The following is a 23439-nucleotide window of genomic DNA, read 5'->3' as shown; positions in this document are numbered from 1 at the left end:
TCCGAGCCCCTCTTTCGTTAACACCAGAGCGCGCCGGACGCCAACTCGTGGCTACCCGGAGATGGGACCGAGCGCGCGCTCGATGGCGGCGAACTCCTCGGACGAGAGCGTCTCCGCGCGCCGCATGGGATCAATGCCCGCAGTCTCCAGGGCCTGATGGAGTTGCTCCGTCGTGCCCAGAGACTTGTCCGACTTCAGCGAGTTGAAGAGCGTCTTGCGGCGCTGCGCGAACCCCGCCTTCACCAGGCGGATGAAGCGTGCACCGTCCACCACGGGGGCGAGGGGCTCGGGGCGACGGATGAGCCGCAGCACCGCCGAGTCCACCTTGGGCGGCGGATGGAAGCGGCGAGCGTCGATGTCGAAGAGGTTCTCCGCGGTGAAGTAGAGGCCCAGGATGGCGGTGAGCAGGCCGTAGTCGCGCCCGCCCGGCTCAGCCGCGAGCCGATCCACCACCTCCTTCTGCAAGGTGAAGACGGCGCGCGTCACGTGCTCGCGCTGCTCCAGCACCTGGAAGAGGATGGAGCTCGTCAGGTGGTACGGAAGGTTGCCCGCCACCTTCACCTCGGGCGCCCCCGCCACCTCGGCGAAGTCCACCGTGGCCGCGTTGCCGTCCACCACGCGCACGCCGGAGATGGCCTCCTTCTCCAGCACGGAGATCATGTCCCGGTCCTTCTCGACCGCCGTGACGCGCGCGCCCGTGGCGGCGAGGAAGCGCGTCAGGTGCCCCAGGCCCGGGCCCAGCTCCACCACCGGCTCGCCTTCGCGCAGCTCCAGCGCGTCGGCGATAGCCTCCAAGATGTCCGGGTCGCCCAGGAAGTTCTGACCCCAGCTGTGCTTGGCCCTCAGGCCATGACGCTGGAGGATGTCACGAGGTGTATCCACGAGGGTGTCCCTTCACATGCGCCAGGCCGGGTCCGCGGACAGGTTGAAGTCGCCACGAAGACCCCGACGCCAGGCCTCGTAGCCGGCCACGGCGATCATCGCGCCATTGTCCGTGCACAACCGCACCGGCGGGAGATAGAGCTGCAGGTTGCGCTCCTCGGCGCGCTCCTGGCACAGCGAGCGCAGCCGCGAGTTGGCCGCCACGCCTCCGCACACCACCAGGCGCTTGAGGCCCAGCCGACGCGCGGCGGCGACGAACTTCTTCGACAGCGCGTCCGCCACGGCCTCCTGGAAAGAGGCGCACAGGTCCGCCAGTTCCTGCCCCTCGGGGACGCCGTGCTTGCGCACGTGGTGCAGCACCGCCGTCTTCAGCCCAGAGAAGGACCAGTCAAAATTCTCCGAGCCGGGCAGCGCGCGAGGGAACCGAATGGCCTCCGGGTTCCCCTTCTGCGCGAGCTGATCAATCGGCAACCCACCCGGGTACGGCAGGCCGAGGATGCGCGCCGTCTTGTCATAGGCCTCGCCGGCGGCGTCGTCGCGGGTGCTGCCCACCAGCCGATAGCGGCCGTAGTCCTGCACCTCGTAGAGGCTGGTGTGGCCACCGGACACGACGAGTCCCAGGAAGGGAGGCTCCGGCGCGTCCTCAAGCAGCCGGATGGCGAGCAGGTGCCCCTCGAGGTGGTTCGCCCCAACGAAGGGCTTGCCCGTGGCGAGGCTCAGCGACTTGGCCACCTGCACGCCCACCAGGAGGGCCCCGATGAGGCCGGGTCCCGAGGTGACGGCGATGAGGTCCACATCGTCGAGCGTCTTGCCAGCCCGGGTGAGGGCCTCGTGCAGGACAGGCATCACCTGCACCACGTGGTTGCGGCTGGCGAGTTCCGGCACCACCCCACCCCAGCGACGGTGGATGTCCACCTGGGTGGAGACGACGTCGGCGAGCACGCGCCGGCCGTCCTCTACGAGGGCGGCGGCGGTCTCATCACAGGAGGTTTCGATTCCGAGTACGAGCAAGGGCATCCTCTCTACCAGGAGCCCGCCGCCTCGCCTACTGTCCGAGCGACTTGAGCGCGGCGCGCACGTCGTTGGCGTACTGGCCGGAGGGCTCCAACAAGAGATAGCGCTTGTAGGCGTCGATCGCCTTCTTGTCCTGCTGGACCATCTGCCGGCCCATGCCCAGGCACAGCCAGGCGTGGGCGTTGTTGGGCTGCTCCTTCAGCGCGTCCTCCAGCAGCTTGACGGCCTCGCGGTAGCTCGAGTCGCTGCGCACCAGGGAGATGCCCAGGCCCGCCTTCGCCTCGGCGGAGTCCGGCTTGAGGCCAAGCGCCTTGCGGTAGGCGAAAGCCGCGGCCTTGTAGCGACCGGTCGCCTGGAGCTTCTTGGCCCGGCGCGCCAGCTCGGCGTACTGCGCCTCGGGGCTCAACTTCTGCGTCTCGGCCTGCTCGGGCTCGTCGCCCTTGTCGTCCTCCTCCGAAGGCGGGGTGCCATTCGCGGCGACGGCCGGCTGCTCAGTGGCCTGGGACGGAGTTCCCGCATCGGGCGTCTGGGCCGCGGTGGCCGGCTGCTCCGGCTGGGCCGGCGTCTCGGGCGGCTTCGTCTCCGGTGCCTTCGCCTCGGGCGCCTTGTTCTCGGGCTCCGGCGCCTTCACCTGCTCGGTAGGCGCGGGCTTCGGCTGCGGCGGAGGCGTGGGCGTTCCATCCGACTGGCCGAACACCACCACCGCGGCGGCCACGGCGATCGCCACGACTCCCAACCCGACGTAGAGGCCCGTGCGCTTCGGCTTCGGCAGCTGCACATCGTCATCAGCCACCGGCGCCTTCTTGGGCGCCTGCGAAGGCCTGGGCGTCGGCCGCGGCTTGGGCTCCTCCACGGGCTTGCTGGCCACCGCCGGAGCGGGCTTGGGCTGCTCCGCGGGTTTGGACGCGGCGGCGGGCTCGGAGGGCGCGGGCGCGCCATGACCCGGGTACGGAGGAAGTGCGAGCTGCTGGGGCTTCTCGGCCGGCTTCTCAACCGGCGTCTCCGCAGGCTGCACGGCGGCAACGGGCGCGGGAGTGGAAGCCGGAGGCGGGGTCTCCTGCGCTGGAGCCTCGGGCTTCAGACCCGTCACCAACGTCACCTCCTGGGCCGGAGTCGCGGGCTCCGGAGGAGGCACGGGCGGCAACGGATTGGGGGCCACGGCGGCGCCACCAAAGATAGGGCCACGCGACGAGGACTCCGCCGGCGGCTCCGCGGGAGCCGGGGGCACGACGGGCAAAGGCGCGGGCGTGGTCGCAGGCGCGGGCGCACTGGCAGACGCCGGAGCGCGAGGCGCCGGAGACCAACCCGGACCCCAACCTCCCGCCGAGCCCAGGCCATCCACGTCCACCCGGTTCCAGTCGAGCAGCAAGCTCCGCCGCTCAATCTCCTTGGCGCGGTGGGCCGGCGCGGGATCCACGAGGAACGCGGAGCCCTCGGCCGTGCGCGGAGGCGCGATGATGTCCGTCTCCGGAACGTTCGACGGGCGCTTCCTCGCCTCGAAGACGACGACGTTGGCGAGCTGCGGTTGCGACTCCAGCGTGGCCTGCGGCTGCAGCTCCTCCGTGGCCTGCGGCTCCGGCGCGCTCACGGGCTGGGCCACCACGGGCGCGGCCACTGGGGCCACCGGCGGTACGGGAGCCACGGGCGGCGCCACCACGGGCGCCACCGGCTCCGGCGCTGGCTCGGCGGGAGCACTCGGCGCCGGCGCGTTGTGGAGCCACTCCTCGATGCCAGGCTTGCCGCTCTGCACGGGCTCCTGCGAGACGCTGCCCAGCTCGCGAATGAGGCCCTCGAAGTACAGCTTGCTGATGATGCCCAGCGCCGCCAGGTCGTCGAAGTCCGAGTCCTCCACCACCCGGCTCAGGCTGCGCTTGCCGTCAAAGAGGCGCAGCAGCCCGTTCACCTCGTCCGGAATCTCCGAGAGGCGATCGGCCAGCTGGTGGTAGTCGATCTCGAACACCGTCTCCAGCGGCGGGAGCTGCTCGAGCATGCGGCCCCACTCGTCCAGCCGGCGCATGCCCTCCATGAGCAGGCCCTGGGTGGAGACCTCGATGCGCTCGGGCCGATCCAGCGCGGTGAATTGAACTTCGAACTCACCCTCGGTGGCGTTGAGCAGACGGTAGAACGCGTTCTCGCCCTTGAGCCGCCCCATCTCCGCGTCGATGACGCGGCCTTCCTTGAAGTAGATGGTGGCGACCCGGTCTCCCTTGATGGAGATGGTACCCGTCTTGCGGCCGATCTCGAACGTCTGGACCAGGTCCACCACGCCCATGTCGGCCAGGTTGCCCGCGAACCCGCCCTTGGTCGTCTCGCGCCGCTCGATCCTCTCCTTGTCCGCCTTCTGGAGGATCATCGTCACGCGCGTGACGATCTCTTTGATGTAGATGGGCTTGGTCAGGTAGTCGTCGCCACCGAGCTCCAAGCCCTTCACCTTCGCCTCCACCGCCTTCTGGTTGGTGAGGAAGACGAAGGGGATGTGCTTGTAGCGCTCGTCCGACTTGAGCGTCTTGCACAGCTCGAAGCCGTCCATCTCCGGCATCTTCGTGTCGGCGAGCACGAGGTCCGGCGGGCTGATCTGCACCTTCTCGAGCGCGTCCTTGCCGTGAATCGCGGTCGTGACGGAGAAGCCGGCCTTCTTCAGGCTGACTTCCATGACACGGAGACTCTTCGGGTCACCATCGACCAGGAGCAGGTGCTGCTTGGCCACGTTCGAATGCCTTTCGCTGCGGACGGCCGAGTGAGGGCGCCCGGCGCGGAGAATGTCGGATGATCATGCCCGCTCTCCAGGCATGTCAATAATGGTCAAGGGGACTGGGAACCCGCCCTGCATGCAAGGGAACGAGCACCTGTAGCAGCAGGCTCGGCGCCCCCGCCCGAGACCCTGCCGAGCGAGCGCAATTGCCAGGAAAGTCCCAACCTGTCCACCCCGCGATACTTGGAGCGGCAAGGGAGGAAGCATCCGAGAACCCGGACCTCAGCCGAAGAGGCCGCCCTTCTTGTTCGGAGGCGGATTCTTCTTGCGCATCTCGATGAGGCGCAGCTCCTGGTTGGCCTCGAGGTGCTTGGGGTTGGCGCGCACCGCCTCGCGGAAGTGGCGCTCGGCACGCCCCATGTCGCCCTCGACGCGCGCAATCACCCCGAGCTGGTAGTGGGCGCGATCGCACTTGGGGTCCAGCTTGAGCGCCTCGGCCATCATCTGCTTCGTCTTGGGGAGCTCCGCCTTGCGCTGGGGGTCCATGTAGATGGCCCACGCCCGGGCAGCGAGGTACACCGCCTTGGGCTGCGCGTTGAAGGCCCGCTCGAAGTGTTCGGCCGCGGCCACGAAGTCCCGCTTGCGGAAGAACACCTCGCCCATCTTGAAGAGCTCGTTCGGGTCCGTCCCCGAGGACGAAGCACTCCCCTGCTGCGAGCCCTTGGAGCGCAGCTCCTGGAGGTAGGCCGCGCGCTTCGTGTCGTCGTAGAGGACCTCGTAGGCCTCGCGGATGGCCTCGAAGACGGTGGTCATCTTGGGCGCGAGCTCGGAGAGCGACGGAGGCAGGCGATCCGGGTGGAAGCGCTTGGCGAGCCCGAGGAACGCGGTCTTCACCTGCTCCCGCTTCACGTCCGGGCTGATGGGGAGCTCCAACGTGGTGAAGTAGTCCCGCTTGTCCTGCACGTCCGCGTAGCGCTTCTCGATGAGCCGAGCGAGCTCCTGCTCGGGGCTGAGCGGAGCCGGCGCACCGGGAGACGGAGGAGGCGGCGCGGGAACAGCCGGAACCGCCACGGGGCCGGTGAGCTCCATGGCGCGCTGGAGCAGGCGCTGACGGCGGACCTTCGAATCCTCGTCGGAGGCCTCCTCCTCCAGGTCCTCCTCGCTGAAGGACAGCTCGTCCCACGCCTCGGGTTCCTGGGGATCGCCGCTCTGGACCGAGGCGGCCACGGAGACAGGAGCAGGCGCGGGAGCCACGGGTTGGGGAGCAGTCCCGGTGGAGGGCGCGGAGCTGGCCGCCGCCGGCGATGGGGCCGGGGCACCTGCCTCCTTTGGAACCTCCGTGAGGACGAGCGACTCCAAGTGCGCGTCGACCTGCTGCAGCGCGGCCTCGAAGGAAGCGTTGATGTCGCCAGGGGCCTCGCCGGAGTTGGCGTTGTCGAAGGTGACGATCCGCCAGAGGTCGTCATCGCCCGTGGGCCGAGGAGCATCCGGCCCCAGCCGAAGCGGCTGCATGGGAGGGGGAGGCGCACTGCTGCGGGCGAACAGGTTCGGGGGAACAGCAGCCGCAGGAGCCGGTGCGCTGGGAACGGGCATCGGCGCGCCGGCGGCAGGCTTTGGCGCGCCGGCGGCGGGCTTCGGTGCACTGGCGGCGGGCTTTGGCGCGCCGGCAGCGGGCTTCGGCGCGCCGGCAGCGGGCTTCGGCGCGCCGGCGGGCGAACGGAGACCCGGGGGAACCGGGAGCTGCATACTGTTGGCGGGCGAACGAAGCCCAGGGGGAACAGCGACCCGAGGAGGTGCCGCAGGCTGCGGTCGCGCGGCCTGAGGAGGCGCGATGGGCGCGGGAGCAACAGGCGCGGGAGCAGCGGGCGCGGCCACAACAGGAGCAGCGGCAACCCGCGAGGGAGAGGGAGCCGGCTCCTCGGTGAGCCACGCCTCGGGAGGAGCGGACCCGGCTCGCCGCATGGCCTCCTGCATGTCCCGCATCAATGCGGCATTGGCCTGCTCGCGCGCGAGACGAAGTGCGGCCGAGTCCTCCGTCTCAGGCAGTTCCGCGCCACCTGGGCTCTTGGCCAGTTCCAGCTCACCCGACCCGATTGCCGGCTCGGCATCGCTCGGGAACGCGTCGAACCAAGCCTCGGATGAAGGCACCACCTGGGCGAGGGAGTCCTCGACCTGCGCACCGGGCGTCCCCGCCGTGGCGGATGCATCGGAGAGCAGACTGAGGTCAAACGAATGCGTGGGCTCCTGAGACTCGCTTGGCGATGCAGTGAGGATCAACTCGCCATCCTGCAACTCGGCCGCTTCGGCGATGCGCGCCACGTCCGACAGCTGGGAGACCTCGGAGAGGCGCAGATGCTCCGCAAGACGCTGTGCCTCCGCTCGACGCTTCTCCTCCGCGATGCGCGCGGCCTCGGCACGCCGAGCCGCCTCAGCCCGACGAACCTCTTCGGCGATACGTTCGGCCTCGGCACGCCGAGCTTCCTCTGCGCGGCGCGCCTCTTCCGCCAACCGAGCTTCTTCGGCGCGACGAGCCTCTTCGGCGCGACGAGCCTCTTCGGCGCGACGAGCTTCCTCCGCGATGCGTGCAGCCTCGGCACGCCGAGCTTCCTCTGCACGGCGCGCCTCTTCCGCCAACCGAGCATCTTCGGCGCGACGAGCTTCTTCAGCGCGACGAGCCTCTTCGGCGCGGCGGGCTTCCTCCGCGATGCGTGCAGCCTCGGCACGCTGAGCTTCCTCTGCGCGGCGCGCCTCTTCTGCGAGACGAGCCTCCTCGGCTAGGCGAGCCTCTTCCTCTGCCCTAAGCCGCGCCTCTTCCGCCAGGCGAGCCTCTTCGGCCAGCCTGGCCTCTTCCGCGAGGCGAGCCTCTTCCTCTGCCCTAAGCCGCGCCTCTTCGGCCAGCCTGGCCTCTTCCGCGAGGCGAGCCTCTTCCGCGAGTCTGGCCTCCTCTGCCAGCCTGGCCTCCTCCGCCCGACGTCGCGCCTCTTCAGCCAGCCGTGCTTCTTCCGCGAGACGCGCCTCTTCCGCGAGACGAGCCTCCTCGGCCAGCCTGGCCTCCTCCGCCCGACGTCGCGCCTCTTCGGCAAGGCGCGCCTCTTCGGCGAGACGAGCCTCTTCTTCAGCCCGAAGCCGCGCCTCTTCCGCGAGTCGTGCCTCTTCGGCAAGGCGCGCCTCTTCCGCGAGACGAGCCTCTTCTTCAGCCCGAAGCCGCGCCTCTTCCGCGAGTCGTGCCTCTTCGGCCAGTCGCGCCTCTTCCGCGAGTCGTGCCTCTTCGGCCAGTCGCACCTCTTCCGCGAGGCGAGCCTCCTCGGCTAGGCGAGCCTCTTCAGCCAGTCGAGCCTCTTCCTCCGCCCGAAGCCGCGCCTCTTCCGCGAGTCTGGCTTCCTCCGCGAGACGTGCCTCTTCGGCCAGTCGCGCCTCTTCCGCGAGTCGTGCCTCTTCGGCTAGGCGAGCCTCTTCGGCCAGTCGCGCCTCTTCCTCCGCGCGAAGCCACGCCTCTTCCGCGAGACGTGCCTCTTCGGCTAGCCGTGCCTCTTCCGCGAGTCTGGCTTCTTCCGCGAGGCGAGCCTCTTCAGCCAGTCGCGCCTCTTCCTCCGCCCGAAGCCGCGCCTCTTCCGCGAGTCGTGCCTCTTCGGCCAACCGGGCCTCTTCCGCGCGGCGAGCCTCTTCCTCGAGTCTGGCTTCCTCCGCGAGGCGAGCCTCTTCGGCCAGTCGCGCCTCTTCCTCCGCCCGAAGCCGCGCTTCTTCCGCGAGCCGTGCCTCTTCGGCTAGCCGTGCTTCTTCCGCGCGGCGAGCCTCTTCCTCGAGTCTGGCTTCCTCCGCGAGTCGTGCCTCTTCGGCCAGTCGCGCCTCTTCGGCCAGTCGCGCCTCTTCCTCCGCCCGAAGCCGCGCCTCTTCGGCCAGTCGCGCCTCTTCGGCCAGTCGCGCCTCTTCCTCCGCCCGAAGCCGCGCCTCTTCAGCCAGTCGCGCCTCTTCGGCCAGCCGAGCCTCTTCCGCGAGTCGTGCCTCTTCGGCCAGTCGCGCCTCTTCGGCCAACCGCGCCTCTTCCGCGCGACGTGCCTCCTCCGCGAGTCTGGCCTCTTCAGCCAGTCGCGCCTCTTCCTCCGCCCGAAGCCGTGCCTCCTCCGCGAGACGCGCCTCTTCGGCCAACCGCGCCTCTTCCGCGCGACGCGCCTCTTCCGCGAGTCTGGCCTCCTCTGCGAGACGCGCCTCTTCAGCCAGTCGCGCCTCTTCCTCCGCCCGAAGCCGTGCCTCCTCTACGAGACGCGCCTCTTCGGCCAACCGCGCCTCTTCCGCGCGACGTGCCTCTTCCGCGAGTCTGGCCTCCTCTGCGAGACGCGCCTCTTCGGCCAACCGGGCCTCTTCCGCGAGGCGTGCCTCCTCAGCCAGTCGCGCCTCTTCCTCCGCCCGACGTCGCGCCTCTTCGGCCAGCCGAGCCTCTTCCGCGAGTCTGGCTTCCTCCGCGAGGCGCGCCTCCTCGGCCAGTCGGGCCTCTTCCTCCGCCCGACGTCGCGCCTCTTCGGCGAGCCGTGCCTCCTCCTCGCGTCGCGCCTCTTCTTCTCGCCGGGCCTGCTCGCGAGCCTCCCAGGCCTCGATGGACAGTGACTCGACGAGCCCCTCGCGCTCGAGAACGTGGAGCAGCACCTCCTGGGCAGGCGTCAGTCCCTCCAGGCGCTGAAAGTCCGCCAGCGTCAGGAGCAGAGCCATCTCCTGCGCACTGGCCACCCACGGGGCACACGCCCCCGGCTCCGCGCAGCGGTACATGCGCGGCTCGGGAGCCTCGGCGCCCGCGGGCTCGAGGGCCGCCCGGACGACGCGAGTCCCCGCGATGGGGTGGAACATCTCCTCCACCCCACCCTCCTCGAAAGCGGCGCGCTCGGCGAGCTGACTCAGCCTCCGCACCTCGCAGAGCACCTGCTGCTCCGCCACGGCCTGTGGCGCCAACCCGAGCTCCTCCAGCAGCTCCTCGTCCGGAGAGCCCGCGCTCTGCCGGGCCCACAGCGCATCCAGCAGCTCGGCGTGGATACGCCCGGCCTGCATCAGCGACTGCACCGGGGTCTGGTACCCGAAGCCGAGCCGCGTCCCCACCAGGTCTCCACCCTGGAGGAACAGGAGCGCCTCACGCCCACCGGCGTGCAGCGTGAGCCGGCCGGTGGCGCGGGACTTGTGGGCGGAGTACAGCGTTTCGGCGACCAGCGAGGGGGGCATGCGGCCTCCAGTGTAGTCCGTCCGCCTCTCCTCTCAACTCGGCGTGCCTGCCCGCCCGGCCGCCGCGCCAAATTGCACCTGCCGCAGGGCCTCGTAGGCGGCGATGCCCACGGCGGTGGACAGGTTCAGGCTGCGGCGCTCGGGCAGCATGGGGATGGTGACGGCCGTCCCCGAGCCCCCGGCGATGATGTCTCGGGGCAGCCCCTGTGTCTCCGAGCCGAAAACCAGGTGGTCTCCCTCCTCGAAGCCGGCGGCATACAGGGATGTAGCGGCACGAGCGGAGAAGAGCCACCGCCTGGCCGAGGGCCACTCGGCCAGGTAGGCGTCGTAGTCCGGGTAGAGCTTCAGGAAGACCTTGTCCCAGTAGTCGAGCCCGGCCCGCTTGAGGTGCCGATCATCGATCGAGAACCCCAGGGGCTCCACGAGGATGAGGCGGCAGCCGGTGACGGCGCACAACCGGGCGACATTGCCGGTGTTGGGGGGAATCTGGGGGGAGACGAGGACGAGGTGGAAGGGGCGCGCCAGGGGCTGGAGCATTGGAGTAGAAAGCGCGACATGCGCCTGAGGGTGAACAATGTGACACGAGACCGCCTGCTCGCGGACCGCGCCGAGCGGGCCCAGTCGTTTATGGACCGCTTCGTCGGGTTGATGGGCCGGCGCTCGCTGGCCTTTGGGGAGGGGCTGCACATCGTGCCGTGCAACTCCATCCACACCTTCTTCATGCGCATTCCCATCGACGTAGCCTTCCTCGACGCCAACGGGGTCATCGTCAAGCAGTTCCTGGCGCTGCCCCCCTGGAGGGCGACCTCGGTGTACTTCCAGGCGAAATCCGTGCTGGAGCTGCCCGCGGGAACGCTCCAGGCGAGTGGCACCCTGGAGGGCGACCGACTCTCATTTGATCAGGAGACGTGAGGCCTGAATGGGAGTGAAGAGGCCAACCTTCCAGGCGCCTAGGGTTTTGACCCCCTTCGTGGCGCTTTGTTAACCTGCCCCTCCGTCCAAGGCACCTCCCTGGACACGTTGGAGATCCCCCGAGCATGCGCATCGAGGTTGCTGGCAACACCCACGTCGGGATGAAGCGGAACCACAATGAGGACAACTACCTCATTTTGACCGACGAGAACCTGTGCTGTGTCGCTGATGGGATGGGCGGACACTCCTCTGGGGAGATCGCCTCGAAGATCGCCGTGGAAGAGCTGGCCGAGTTCTTCCGGATGACGTCGCGCGACCAGGACGCCACCTGGCCGTTCAAGATGGAGAAGACGCGCAACTACGACGAGAACCGGCTGGCCACGGGCATCAAGCTGGCCAACAAGAGCATCTTCGAGAAGGCCTGCTCGGACACGAAGTACAAGGGCATGGGGACGACGATCGTCTCGGTGCACTTCACGCAGGGCTCGGCGTACGTGGGGCACGTGGGCGACAGCCGCGTGTACTTCTTCCGCCAGGGCGTGCTGACGCAGGTGACCGAGGACCACTCCCTGCTCAACGACTACCTCAAGGCGAAGAAGCTCACGCCGGAGGAGATTGAGAACTTCCCGCACAAGAACGTCATCGTCCGCGCGCTGGGCATGAAGGAGACGGTGGTAGTGGACGTGGCGAAGGTGGAGCCGCAGCAGGGCGACATCTTCCTGCTGTGCTCGGACGGCCTGTCCGGCATGGTGACGGATCCGCAGATGCAGGAAGTGCTCGCGCGCACGACAGAGCTGGACAAGGCGTGCTCGCAGCTCATCGACCTGGCGAACGCGGCGGGTGGCAACGACAACGTCACCTGCGTGCTGGCGCGCTTCCACGCCAACTGAAGCTCACGGGGTGAGCGGCGCGGGCACGCGGTGTGCCCCCCAGGCCACCACCTCGACCAGCTCCTCGCCGGGAGCCACCTCGGTCCCTTCCAGGATGGCGCAGCGCTCGAGCCGGGCTCCCGCGCCCACGCGGACGTGCGAGCCCACGGAGACAGAGGCCCCGACGCGAACCCCTTCCGCCAAGGAGCACCCTCCATCGAAGTAGGCCGGCCCCGTCACCTGGGCCTCGCCCACGCGAGCAGAGGGATTCACCCAGTAGTTCCCCTGTCCACGAGGCGCCGAGGCGAAGGGCGAGTCCGCGCCCAACCCCTCCAGCGACACCTGTCCGGACAGCACATCGCGCACGGTGGACAGGTAGCGCGAGGGCGTGCCCAGGTCAGACCAGTATGAGCGAACCACCTCGCCGCGCACGGTGAGACCCGCCTCCATCATCCGCACGTAGACATCGCGGTTGATGTCCTCGGGGCCCTCGGGGGACATGAAGTCGAAGGCGCGCGGGGAGATGATGTGTACGCCCGTGAAGTGCCAGGGCGAGAGCCCCTCGCCCCCGGGCCCGAACTTCGCGATGCGGCGCACGTTCTGCCGCGCGTCCATCTCCACCGCGGCGTACTTCTCATTCTCGGGCATGGGCAGCAGCACCATGGTGGCCGCCGCGCCCGAGGCCCGATGCGCCGCCACCACGGGGCGCAGGTCCACCGGAAAGAGGATGTCGCCGTTGAAGACGATGAAGTCGTCTCCCTCGAGGAAGGGCCGCAGGCCCCGAATGCCGCCGCCGGTGCCCTGGATGACGGGCTCATGCACCACGTGCAGCGGCACGCCCACGCGGTCGCACTCGGCGCGCGCGGTGGAGGTCATGACGTCCGGCAGGTGGTGCGTGTTGATGCCCACCTCCCGCACGCCCGCGGCTCGCAGCACCGCCAGGTGGTAGCGAAAGAGGGGTTGCCCGAGGAACGGCATGGCCGGCTTGGGCCAGCGCTCGGTGAACGGACGCAGGCGCGTACCCAGCCCCGCGCAGAGGACCATGGCCTTCATGTGCAACCCCTCCCCTCTCCTGTCAGCCCAGCTCGGGGACGTACTTCGCCACCAGCTTCTGCAGCCCGCTCAGCTCCGGCCGCAGCTTGAACGCATCGCGCACGTAGCGCAGCGACGCGGGGATGGACACCAGGAAGCCCGGGTTGCCCTTCACGCGGTTGATGAACTCGAAGCGACCCGCGTCCTTCAGCTTGCGCTGGATGGTGAGCAGATCGAAGAAGGCCTTGAAGGACTTCGGCTCGATGCGCTCGCCCGTGAGATCCGCGAAGGTGGCGATGTAGCGGTCGAGCATCGTGTCCACGAAGCCCCGGTCCAGCTCCACGTAGCTGTCGCGCAGCAGGGCCACCAGATCGTACTGGCGCGGACCCTGGAGGGCGTCCTGGAAGTCGATGACCACCAGCTCGCCGTCCTTCATCATGATGTTGCGGCTCTGGTAGTCGCGGTGCGTGAAGCCACGCGGCGCGGCGGCCAGCTGCTTCGCGATGTCGCGGAAGATGCGGTCCAGCTCGGCGCGCTCGGAGTCGGTGGGCTTCTTGCCGCTCCACACCTCGAGGCCCCACTCGCGGAAGTGGTGGAGCTCCCAGTCGTAGAGGTCCTCGTCGAAGGCGCGGGTGAAGGCGAGGCAGTCCGGATCCTGATGGCGCTCGGCCTGGGCGCGCATGCGGGCCAGCAGATCCACCGCGCGGGTGTAGAGGGCCTGGTTGTTCTTGCCGCCCTCGAGCGCCGCCTCGAAGGTGATGTCGCTCAGGTCCTCCAGCACCATCATCCCCGCGGGCTCGTCGAAGCGCAGAATCCGCGGCACGCGGATGCCCAGCTTCTCCAGGTAGCGGTGGACGTTGACGAAGGGCAGCTCCTTGGGCGGCTCACCCTTGGAGGCCTCCTCACTCTTCTTCGAGGCATCCAGGGGCATCACCATCACCACCCAGCTCTCGGGAGCGGTGCCCACGCGGTAGTACGAGCGATTGCTCGCATCACCTTTGAGCTTCTTGATGGGAGCCTGAGACACGGGGCGGCCGATGGCCTTCCCCACCTGGTCGCGCAGTGCGGCCTCGATTTCCATAAGTCGACGCTTCTCCTGGATGTGTGTGTGGAGGAGGCGCGCGAGTATGGGAGTGCCACGCAGCGGGGTCAAAGCTCCTGTGAGGGAGAATTCACGACCGGTCGTATCCCCGACATGCGAGACCAGGGCCCGGGTGGTTGCCCGCTCATTGGACCGTGCTTTTCGCCGCACCGTGTCGGAAAGACCCGAGGCGAGGTGCCTGTTACACACAGAGAGGGGGCAGGCAACCAACCAGGGTCGACCGGCATCAGCCGGGCAGCTATAAGAACGCGCCGATTACCCCACCCCAAGCGAGCCTTCCGATGGAAATCCACGACACCATTCTCTCCGCGATCGGCCACACGCCGCTGGTCAAGCTCAACCGTCTGGTCGGGCCCAATGACGCGACCGTGCTGGTCAAGTGCGAGTTCATGAACCCGGGCGCGTCCATCAAGGACCGCATGGCGCTCTACATCATCGAGAAGGCCGAGCGGGAGGGGAAGCTCAAGCCGGGCGGGACAATCGTGGAGAACACGTCCGGCAACACGGGCATGGGCGTGGCGCTGGCGGCGGCGGTGAAGGGCTACAAGTGCATCTTCACGATGCCGGACAAGATGTCGCTGGAGAAGATCAACCGCCTGAAGGCGCTGGGCGCGCAGGTGGTGGTGACGCCGACGAACGTGCCGGCGGAGGATCCGCGCAGCTACTACGAGACGGCCAAGCGCATCCACCGGGAGACCCCGGGCGCATTCATGCTCAACCAGTACCACAACCCGGACAACATCGAGGCGCACTACAAGGTGACCGGTCCGGAGATCTACGAGCAGACGGACGGGAAGATCGACTACTTCGTGTCGGGCCTGGGCACGGGCGGCACGATGAGCGGCGCGGGCAAGTTCCTGAAGGAGAAGATTCCGGGCCTGAAGAACGTGGGCGTGGACCCGGAGGGCTCGGTGTACGAGGGCTACTTCAAGACGGGCAAGCTGACGGAGCCGCACGTCTACAAGGTCGAGGGCATCGGCGAGGACATGCTGTGCGGTGCCATGGACTTCAAGGTGGTGGACGACATCCGGCAGGTGGATGACCGTCAGAGCTTCGTGGCGGCGCGGCGGCTGGCGCGTGAGGAGGGCATCTTCGCGGGCGGCTCGGCGGGCGCGGCGGTGCACGTGGCGGTGCAGCTGGCGAAGGAAGTCGGCAAGGGCAAGACGATCGTCGTCATCCTGCCGGACACCGGCATGAGCTACATCAGCAAGTTCCACTCGGACGAGTGGATGCGCGACAACGGCTTCCTGGAGGAGAAGGGCGCTGGCACGGTGCGCGACCTGCTCAACGGCAAGCGTGACGTCATCACGGCGCGCAAGGGCCAGCGGGTGGACCAGGTGGTGGAGACGATGCGCAACCGGGGCATCAGCCAGATGCCGGTGCTGAGCGAGGACGGGCGCGCGGTGGGGATGATCCACGAGTACGACCTGCTCAACGCGCTGGTGGCGAACAAGGTGAAGTTCGCGGACACCATCGACGCCATCGTGGCGCCGATGCAGGGCGTGGTGTCGCCGGAGACGAGCCTCAACCGGCTGCGCGAGGTGTTCAACCAGGACAAGGTCGCGGTGGTGAAGGAAGGCGAGAAGGTGCTCGCCATCGTGACGAAGATCGACCTGATCGAGCACATGCACCGCACCACGGCCTGATCCCCGCCCACTACCCCTCTCCCTCTGGGAGAGGGACGGGGTGAGGGTATCGAGGACCGCGGGTTCAAGAAGAAGCTTCCGCGAGTCCCGGGTATCAGGCAAAAGGGCGCACATGTCGGTGCTGACCCTTTTGCTGCTCGCGCTGGGCCTGGCCATGGATGCAACGGCCGTCTCCATCGCGAGCGCCCTCGCGGCCCCGCGAGTCCGTGCGCGCGATGCGCTCCTGCTCGCGTTCCTGTTCGGTCTCTTCCAGGCGCTCATGCCGGTCATTGGCTGGGCGCTGGGCTCCCAGTTCGCGAAGGTCATCTCCGCGTGGGACCACTGGCTCGCCTTCGTGCTGCTCGGAGGAATCGGGGCCAAGATGATCCACGAGGCCATCACGCATCATCACCCAGGAGTCCCCGACGCGCCGAAGCAGGGCGAGCCGCCGCCGGAGCGCAACCCATTCGCGACGGGGCGCCTGACGCTGATGGCATTCGCCACCAGCATCGACGCGCTCGCCGCTGGAGTAACACTTCCCGTGCTCGAGGTCCGCCTGGTCACAGCGGCAGCGGTCATCGGTGGAATCACCTTCGTCCTGTGCCTGCTGGGCGTGAGCCTCGGGCGCCGGTTCGGCGAGAAGCTCGAGGGCAAGCTCGACATCTTCGGAGGCCTCGTCCTCATCGGCATTGGGGTCAAGACCCTCATCGAGCACCTCTCCGCCGCCTGAGAGCGACCGCCCCGAGAGCCCACACCAGGGGTGAAGGCGCCACGACGGGGTGAGCGCGCATCGGGCTTGGGCCAATGGGCCCTGTTGACGGAGAATGCGCCCCGCCGCCGTCCTTTCGGCGGCTCGGTCTCCCATGCCTTCCTCGCGCTCCCGTCCGTTCTCCGCGCTCCTCGCGTCCCTGGCCCTCCTGTCCTGCAGCGGCCCTCGCATCGAGTCGCAGACGCTGCAGCCGCCACCACCCGCCACCAACGGTGGCCGCCCGGTGTCGGATCCTCCGCCCTCGCGCATCGTCATCCACACCACCATCTTCCGGGAGGCGCTCACCAAGAAGATGGCGGAGAGCCTGCCCCGCTCGGGCGAGGGCAACGCCCAGCTCTTCGGTGGCCAGACACTCCACTACACCTGGACGCGCGAGCCGGTGACGCTCAAGTTCGACCGCGGCCGCGTGGTGGTGGGCGTCACGGTGCATGGCCGCTTCAACATGCTCGGCGAGCGGGAGCTGCCCATCACCATCACCATCGCCGGCGAGCCCGTCATGACGGCGGACTTCAAGGCGCTCCTGCAGTCCACCGAGGTGCAGGTGGTGGCCTCGGGGCCGGTGGACGCCGTCAACCGCGCCATCGAGGGCAAGCTGAAGGAGCTGGTCGGCAAGACGCTCGACGAGTTCCGCTTCGACGTGCGCCCGCTGGTGGCCAGCGCCTTCGCCCGGCTCGCTCGCCCCATTGAGATTCCCGTGGGAGACCAGATCGCCTGCGCTGAGCTCAAGGTGACCAACCTGGAGGCCGCGCCCACCATGCTCGCGGATGGGCTCGAGAAGGACCTGGGCATCGTCGTACTGCCCTCGGTGACGCTGCCCTGCACCCCGGTGGCCAGCCTCGCCGCTGGCGCTACGAGCGGCGATGGAGGCACCCCGAGCACCGACGGGGGTCTCCAGCAGGCCAACCTCGATGCCGGCACCCCGGGCGTGAGCGGGAACACCCAGTTCGCCAGCTACACCCAGGGCAGCGCGAGCACGGACGGTGGCACCAGCGTGGACGCCGGCACTCCGGGCACGCAGGTGGCCACGCAGGTGACGATGCCCCTGCTGCAGAACGTCTCCACCCTGCCCTCCGGCCCCTTCAAGGTCGTCATCCCCGTGGCCGCTCGGTACGAGGAGCTGTCCAAGGCGCTCGAGTCCTCCATGAAGGGACGCCTCTACTTCTCCGCGTCCCATCCCGAGCTCTACATGGAGAACCCCCAGGTCTATCCCTCGGATGACACGGTGGTCATCAAGATGAACCTGGGTGGCAAGGCCAAGGTGGGCAGCTACTCCATCGGGGTGGGCGGGGAGCTCTTCTTCGCCGGCCATCCACACGTCATCGACAACCAGCTCTCCGTCCCGGACCTGGAGATCACCCCGGGCACGGCCAGCGAGCTGGTGAAGCTCAAGTTCGCCCTGGACTACCAGTCCATCCGCGAGCAGGCCCGGCAGGCGCTCCGGGTGGACGTCTCCGAGCGGCTCGCGATGGTGAAGGACAAGATGTCCACCGAGCTGTCCTTCGCGGAAGACCTGGGCTGCGCGCGCGGGCAGGTGCTCCGCACCGAGGTGAAGGGCGTCTATCCGCACCCGACCTTCCTGCGCATCTACGTGGAAGTCGACGCGCAGCTCGGCCTGTACCTGCCCTGCAAAAAGTAGCCGGGCGCGGCTACTCGAGCACCAGAGCGGAGCTCGTCCGGGAGTTATTGCTCTCGACGAGCTCCCACTGAGCGGAGGTCCGGTCAGCGACGGCCATCAGGTGCCAGGGCGCGTAGAAGTGCGCATTCGTGGGCCAGGCTCCGACGAAGAGTTCCTGCGAGGCGCACTGGCCGGGCTCGAGGTAGCCGGTGAAGAGCGCTCCGACAGCCATGAACTCGGAGGGCTGGTCATCCGGGCCCGTCACCAGGAACAGCCCAGCATCGGTAGCGCCCGCGAGGGTGCCCTGGTTGCACACGGTGACGGAGGCAGGAAACCTCGCGTCCCACGACACGCTCGGCGGCACCGAGAGCTGCGAGATGACGAAGTCCGGCCCGGAGCCCACGGCGATGGGGCCCGTGGCGCGCGTGTTGTTGTTCGCGTTGAGTTCTTGCGTGTACCCGTCGCCAGCGATGGCGCCGAGGTACGAGGCCGACTCGGAGCCGCCGAGCGAGGCCTGCACCGCGACGTCCTGGGTGGCGCACTGCCCGGGCTCCAGAGGGCCCACGTTCCCGGCGGCGAGCAACGTATCCATCTCGGAGATCTCCGAGTCCGAGGAGAGCACGAGGCGGAAGGCGCCCTCGGCCCCTTGAGTCCCCTGGTTGCACAGCGTCACCCTGGACGTGAAGGAGGCATCGGACAACGAGCTGGAAGGAGCCGTCACCTCGGAGATGACGAGGTCCGGCCCGTCTCCCACGCCGCGAGGGCCGGCGTCATACACATTGTTCGCCTCGGAGAACTCCTCCCAGGAGGAGAGCCGGTTCACGACAGCCACCAGATGAACGGGGGTGTCGTGAGCCTCGGGGACGTTCAAGAACGCGTCCTGGGTGACGCACGTCCCGGGCCAGACCTCGACGCCCGGCATGGCACCAATGTGCCGTGCCCCCGCCAATGAGGCCGGGTCCGGGCTCAGCAGGAGCTCCACGGACAACTGGCCCCACTCCGTCCCCTGGTTGCAGACGGTGACGGCGGCGGTGGTGAACTCCCACGGACGCAGGGAGGCCGGCGCGTCCACCGCGGTGACGACGAAGTCGGGCTTGTAACCCACACCGAGCAACGGTCCGGCACGGAGGTTGTTACTCCCATCGCTCTCGGGGAGGAGCCCCTTCGACTCAACGACGGCTACCACGCGGTGGAGCGCCGCCCATTCATCCGGCGCGGTGAATTGAACGCTCTGGGTGGAGCACCGTCCCGCGTGAAGCGGCATGAGCCAGCCATCCCCCACCCACGTGTCATCCGCGGAGAGCACCTCATCCGCGGAGAGATAGAAGTGCACCTGGGCCTCACCCCACTCGGTGCCCTGGTTGCACACCCGCGCCGAGGCGGTGACGTCATCGCCCGGCCGCGCGCTCGGCGGTGTCTCCACCGCGGTCACGACCAGATCCGGCTGGCGCTCCTCGTCCAGGGAGTGGCCCGCGCTCGGCACGCGATTCTCCGTGGGCGCCACCTCGACATCACCACAACCCGCCACCAGCGCCGCGCTGAGCCACACCGCCGGCCACATGTTCCTCAACAGCGCCAACTCCATCCGCATGACTCCCCCTCACTTCGCGCCGCGCCGACGAGAGGCAACACAGGGGGTACGGAGGTCGATGGCCTCCCTCGGCACGACTTGGATTGTCCCTGTATGACGGCGGCCCAAAGCAGCCGACGTGCCAGAGCATCCAGACAGCCAAGCGCTCGGAATCAGGAAGCGCCTGGCTGGCTTCAGGGCCAGAGGTGACGTTTTTCGTTCACGGCGGTGACGAATCGCGGCCATGAAGCTCCCGCGCTGGAGCGAACGCTCAGCGCCAGGACATCTGCCCGGCACTGCTGATGCGGCTGAGGCTCGAGTCAGAGCCCGCCTCGGGGTCACGCAGCCAGTACGAAGAGTGGGTCGTCAGCTCCAACATCGTCCCGCTCGAGGGCACGATGGCCACGGACTTGTAGGACGCCGTCTCGAAGGCGCCGTAGGCCACCACCGCGATCCACGCCCCATCCGGGGACCACACCGGGTAGCTCTCCTGCTTGGTGCCGGTCGTCACCTGACGCAGCGCCGAACCGTCGAGGCCCATCACCCAGAGGTGGCCGCTGAGCACGAATGCCACCTGCTTGCCGTCGGGGCTGACGCTGGGCTGCAGCGCCACAGGATCGTTGAGCCGCGGGTCGATGCGCCGGGTCGTGGTGAGCGTGGCATCGGAGAGGTAGAGGCCCGCGGCATTCGGCGTGATCACAGTCGTGGCGATACTTCTCGGGGAGCTCCACGACCCCGACATCAGCAGGCGCCCATCCGGGAGCCAGGTGGGGCTGAAGAGGCCGGGAAAGGCAGCCCTCCGCGTGCCATCGCGCGTGTAGACGAACGTCCCCTTCTGATTCGTTGCCGAGTTGCCACCGAAGGTGAAGGCCACGAGCTTGCCGTCGGGCGAGGCGCGCGGCTCGAAGAGGGAGTAGAGCTCGGAGGAGCCCACGAGGTACGTGCGCTGCTGCGTGCCTCCGGCGGCCGCGAGATACAGATTCCGGAAGTCGTCGTCTACGACGAGCGTCTCTCCCGAGGCCAACCGGTCCGGATGCCCACCGGCGAAGATCCTCGTATGACGCCGCGCACCCAGGTCGAACTCATACACGCCGCCCGCGTTCTCGTAGACGAGCCTGCCGGAGAGGGAGTTCTCCGGCCCGCTTCCCCCTCCCCCATCCGGAGCCCCTTCGGGGGGGAGAACCGGCTCCTCTCCAGGGCCAGGGCAGCCGGAGAGGAGCGTCAGAAGAAGCAACGAGGAGAAGAGCGTACGAGCACGAAAAGAAATCGTGGACATGCCGCGCAATCTACGAGGCAAGTCGCACCGGTGTGGAGTCACAAAAAGGGAGGAGCTCTACCCCCCCATCTTCTCCATGCGGCGCTGCATCTCCTCAGGTGACACGTCCTCGACGTGCTGCGCGAGCGTCCACTTGTAGCCCTCGGGGTCCTCGAACTGGCCGCTGCGGTCGCCGTAGAACTGGTTCTCCAGCGGCCGGATGACCTTGCCACCGGCCTTCACGAAGCGCTCGGCGAGCGCCTCGACGTTCTCGGTGTAGATGCACAGCCCCACCGGCGAGCCGCCGTAGTTCTTCGCGCTCTTGTTGCCCCACTCGGGCATCGCGTCCGACACCATGAGCCGGGAGTCGCCGATCTGCAGCTCCGCGTGGCCAATCTTCCCACCCGGCATGGGGAGCCGGTACAGCTCGGTCGCGCCGAGCGCCGCCTTGTAGAACTCGATCGCCTTGGCAGCATCGTTCAGCGCGATGTACGGCGTCAGGGAGTGGTATCCGTCGGGAATCGCCTTGGGCATGTGTGCTCCTGAGAGAAGCCCCGCACAATACGGGGAAGGTGAGCCTGCGCGGGACCACCTCTCAGGTCAAGCCCCCCTCCGGGGCACAGCTCAGGCCGCGTCGAGCGCGCTCTTCAGGTCATCGATGAGATCCTGCGCGTCCTCGATACCCACGGACAGCCGGATGAACCCGTCGGAGATGCCCAGCATCTCACGCGTCTCCTTCGGCACCGAGGCGTGCGTCATGATGGCCGGGTGCTCGATGAGCGACTCGACGCCGCCGAGCGACTCGGCGCAGGCGAAGATCTTCACCGTCTTGAGGAACTTGCGCGCCGACTCCAGGCCGCCCTTGATGTCGAAGGTCATCATGCCGCCGAAGCCCTTCATCTGCTTGCGGGCGAGCGCGTGCTGCGGGTGGCTCTCCAGGCCCGGGTAGGTGACCTTGTTCACCTTGGGGTGCGAGGACAGGTACTGGGCCACCTTCATGGCGTTCTGCGCGTGGCGCTCCATGCGCACGCCGAGCGTCTTCACGCCGCGCAGCACCAGGAAGCAATCCATGGGGCCAGGCACGCCGCCCACGGCGTTCTGCAGGAAGTACATCTTCTGCGCGAGCTCCTCGTTGCTGGTGCACACGAAGCCGCCCACCACGTCGCTGTGGCCGTTGATGTACTTGGTGGTGGAGTGCGTCACCACGTCGAAGCCCAGCTCCAGCGGACGCTGGAAGTACGGGGACATGAAGGTGTTGTCGCAGACCGAGAGGATGCCCCGCTTCTTCGCCGTCTCCGCGATGCGCGACAGGTCGATGAGCTTGAGCATCGGGTTGGTGGGAGACTCCACCCACACCATCTTCGTCTTCGGGGTGATGGCCTTCTCGAAGCTGTCCGGGTTGGACAGGTCCACCCAGGAGAAGCTCAGGCCATGGCGCTTGAAGACCTTGTCGAAGATGCGGAAGGTGCCGCCGTACACGTCATCGGACACGACGACGTGGTCCCCCGCCTCCAGCAGGTGCATCAGCATGTCCGTGCCGGCCAGACCCGAGGCGAAGGCGAGGCCATGCTTCGCGCCCTCGAGGGCCGCCAGGCAGTCCTGGAGCGCGTTGCGGGTGGGGTTCTGGGTCCGGCTGTACTCGAAGCCCTTGTGCTCCCCAGGGCCTGCCTGGACGTAGGTAGAGGTCAGGTAGACCGGCGTCATGATGGCGCCAGTGGTGGGATCCGGCTCCTGGCCGGCATGGATGGCGAGGGTGTCGAAGCGCATGGGCGGGGGCCTATCACACTCCCCTTCCCCCCGGGAGTGTCGGCGGGTTCGAGTGCCACGTGCGGAATGCTTGCCGGGCGGCGGGGACTCGGAGAAGAGGGGGCGGCGGTTTGTACGGGAGAGGACAAGGCAGCCATGACAACAGCGGACCAGGGCTCCGGAGCGGCGGTGGGGATGTTCGAGAACCGCCTGCGCAAGAACGTGCGGCACTTCCGCAAGTGGGCCAAGGCCCGCGGGCTCACCGCCTTCCGCGTGTACGACCGGGACGTGCCCGAGTACTCCTACGCGGTGGACCTCTACGCGGACCGGGTGCACCTGGTGGAGTACCCGCGCCGGCGGGCGCTGAAGAGCCTGGAGGAGCAGCGGGCCGAGGTGCTGGCGGCGGTGACGGCCGTGCTGGAGGTGCCGCCGGAGCGCATCCACGTGAAGACGCACCTGCCCCAGCCGTGGGGCCGCTCGCAATACGGCCGGGTGGGCGAGGGCACCGAGCGCATCGTGGTGGAGGAGCAGGGGCTGAAGTTCTGGGTGAACCTCGGCGACTACCTGGACACCGGCCTCTTCATGGACCACCGGCTGACGCGCGCCCGGGTGCGTGACGAGGCCAAGGGGAAGAGCTTCCTCAACCTCTTCTGCTACACGGGCGCCTTCACCGTGTACGCCGCCGCGGGTGGGGCCTCGCGCACGCTCAGCGTGGACCTGTCCAACACCTACCTCGACTGGGCCGAGGACAACCTCGCCCTCAACGGGCTGTCGGACCCGCGCCACACCCTGCTGCGCGCGGATGCCATGGCCTGGGTGCAGGATCAACGCACCGCGCCAGAAGAGACCTTCGACCTCGTCGTGTGCGATCCGCCGTCCTTCTCCACCTCGAAGCGGATGCAGGGCAGCTTCAACGTGCAGCGCGACCACGTGCGGATGCTGGAGGGCATCCGGGAGCTGCTGTCCCCCGGCGGCGTCCTCTACTTCTCCACCAACTTCCTGGACTTCGAGCTGAAGGACTCCGCCGTGCGCGGCTACGAGGGGGTGGAGGAGCTCACGCCCGACTCCATCCCCGAGGACTTCCAGCGCAAGGAGATCCACCGCTGCTGGCGCATGGTGGCACCTCGCGCCGCCCGCCGCTGAGTCACGCG

17 protein-coding genes are annotated in these 23439 nt (G+C 68.4%); 6 read left to right on the top strand and 11 right to left on the bottom strand.

Annotated elements, in window-relative coordinates; translation table 11 throughout:
- Positions 1-51: 51 nt before the first annotated feature.
- The 5 genes from rsmA to F0U60_RS14620 form a co-directional block, all read right to left on the bottom strand.
- On the bottom strand, positions 52-882 hold the full coding sequence (gene rsmA, locus F0U60_RS14640; protein WP_395819598.1) for a 16S rRNA (adenine(1518)-N(6)/adenine(1519)-N(6))-dimethyltransferase RsmA: 831 nt from the start codon (positions 880-882) through the stop codon (positions 52-54).
- A gap of 12 nt (positions 883-894) precedes the next feature.
- Complete coding sequence (tsaD, locus tag F0U60_RS14635) at positions 895-1899, bottom strand: tRNA (adenosine(37)-N6)-threonylcarbamoyltransferase complex transferase subunit TsaD (RefSeq protein ID WP_395819596.1); 1005 nt, start codon at positions 1897-1899, stop codon at positions 895-897.
- 28 nt (positions 1900-1927) lie between these two features.
- Positions 1928-4549, bottom strand: coding sequence for a DUF4388 domain-containing protein (locus F0U60_RS14630; protein ID WP_395819593.1), 2622 nt, complete (start codon positions 4547-4549; stop codon positions 1928-1930).
- A 321-nt stretch (positions 4550-4870) separates the two neighbouring features.
- Positions 4871-9793: a DnaJ domain-containing protein gene (locus F0U60_RS14625; RefSeq protein ID WP_395819590.1), complete on the bottom strand. Its 4923-nt coding sequence runs from the start codon at positions 9791-9793 to the stop codon at positions 4871-4873.
- A gap of 33 nt (positions 9794-9826) precedes the next feature.
- Positions 9827-10330: a tRNA (cytidine(34)-2'-O)-methyltransferase gene (locus tag F0U60_RS14620; protein ID WP_395819587.1), complete on the bottom strand. Its 504-nt coding sequence runs from the start codon at positions 10328-10330 to the stop codon at positions 9827-9829.
- Between the two features lie 18 nt (positions 10331-10348).
- Here F0U60_RS14620 and F0U60_RS14615 point away from each other — a divergent pair, with 18 nt between their 5' ends.
- The gene (locus tag F0U60_RS14615; protein WP_395819584.1) at positions 10349-10705 is read left to right on the top strand and encodes a DUF192 domain-containing protein; all 357 of its coding nucleotides are present in this window, start codon (positions 10349-10351) and stop codon (positions 10703-10705) included.
- Between the two features lie 125 nt (positions 10706-10830).
- On the top strand, positions 10831-11595 hold the full coding sequence (locus F0U60_RS14610; protein WP_395819581.1) for a Stp1/IreP family PP2C-type Ser/Thr phosphatase: 765 nt from the start codon (positions 10831-10833) through the stop codon (positions 11593-11595).
- Between the two features lie 3 nt (positions 11596-11598).
- Here the strand turns inward: F0U60_RS14610 and F0U60_RS14605 are convergent, their stop codons facing one another.
- Both F0U60_RS14605 and F0U60_RS14600 read right to left on the bottom strand, forming a co-directional pair.
- Positions 11599-12627, bottom strand: coding sequence for a sugar phosphate nucleotidyltransferase (locus F0U60_RS14605; protein WP_395819578.1), 1029 nt, complete (start codon positions 12625-12627; stop codon positions 11599-11601).
- A 22-nt stretch (positions 12628-12649) separates the two neighbouring features.
- A complete protein-coding gene (locus tag F0U60_RS14600) occupies positions 12650-13687 on the bottom strand; it encodes an aminoglycoside phosphotransferase family protein (protein ID WP_395819575.1) in 1038 nt (345 codons plus the stop codon).
- 302 nt (positions 13688-13989) lie between these two features.
- On the opposite strand from F0U60_RS14600, the gene F0U60_RS14595 reads away from it, so the two are divergent.
- The 3 genes from F0U60_RS14595 (at position 13990) to F0U60_RS14585 (ending at position 17738) form a co-directional block, all read left to right on the top strand.
- Positions 13990-15354: a pyridoxal-phosphate dependent enzyme gene (locus tag F0U60_RS14595; protein ID WP_395819572.1), complete on the top strand. Its 1365-nt coding sequence runs from the start codon at positions 13990-13992 to the stop codon at positions 15352-15354.
- A 112-nt stretch (positions 15355-15466) separates the two neighbouring features.
- Positions 15467-16063, top strand: coding sequence for a manganese efflux pump MntP family protein (locus tag F0U60_RS14590; RefSeq protein ID WP_395819570.1), 597 nt, complete (start codon positions 15467-15469; stop codon positions 16061-16063).
- A gap of 133 nt (positions 16064-16196) precedes the next feature.
- Positions 16197-17738 carry a DUF4403 family protein gene (locus tag F0U60_RS14585; protein ID WP_395819567.1) on the top strand — a complete coding sequence of 514 codons (1542 nt, stop codon included), beginning with the start codon at positions 16197-16199 and terminating at the stop codon, positions 17736-17738.
- 10 nt (positions 17739-17748) lie between these two features.
- Here the strand turns inward: F0U60_RS14585 and F0U60_RS14580 are convergent, their stop codons facing one another.
- The 4 genes from F0U60_RS14580 to F0U60_RS14565 all read right to left on the bottom strand — a co-directional run bounded on the left by F0U60_RS14580 (position 17749) and on the right by F0U60_RS14565 (position 22309).
- The gene (locus F0U60_RS14580) at positions 17749-19308 is read right to left on the bottom strand and encodes a CARDB domain-containing protein (RefSeq protein WP_395819564.1); all 1560 of its coding nucleotides are present in this window, start codon (positions 19306-19308) and stop codon (positions 17749-17751) included.
- A gap of 250 nt (positions 19309-19558) precedes the next feature.
- Positions 19559-20563: a hypothetical protein gene (locus F0U60_RS14575; RefSeq protein WP_395819561.1), complete on the bottom strand. Its 1005-nt coding sequence runs from the start codon at positions 20561-20563 to the stop codon at positions 19559-19561.
- Between the two features lie 57 nt (positions 20564-20620).
- Positions 20621-21076 carry a VOC family protein gene (locus F0U60_RS14570; RefSeq protein WP_395819558.1) on the bottom strand — a complete coding sequence of 152 codons (456 nt, stop codon included), beginning with the start codon at positions 21074-21076 and terminating at the stop codon, positions 20621-20623.
- 90 nt (positions 21077-21166) lie between these two features.
- Complete coding sequence (locus F0U60_RS14565; RefSeq protein WP_395819555.1) at positions 21167-22309, bottom strand: cystathionine gamma-synthase; 1143 nt, start codon at positions 22307-22309, stop codon at positions 21167-21169.
- A 135-nt stretch (positions 22310-22444) separates the two neighbouring features.
- Here F0U60_RS14565 and F0U60_RS14560 point away from each other — a divergent pair, with 135 nt between their 5' ends.
- The gene (locus F0U60_RS14560) at positions 22445-23431 is read left to right on the top strand and encodes a class I SAM-dependent methyltransferase (protein ID WP_395819553.1); all 987 of its coding nucleotides are present in this window, start codon (positions 22445-22447) and stop codon (positions 23429-23431) included.
- The last annotated feature ends 8 nt before the right edge of the window (positions 23432-23439 follow it).

Origin of the sequence: Archangium minus (assembly GCF_044360475.1) — a bacterium.
Taxonomy (GTDB): domain Bacteria; phylum Myxococcota; class Myxococcia; order Myxococcales; family Myxococcaceae; genus Archangium; species Archangium minus.
The sequence above is the reverse complement of the archived record's forward strand: the minus strand, read 5'-3'. Positions and strand labels throughout refer to the sequence as shown.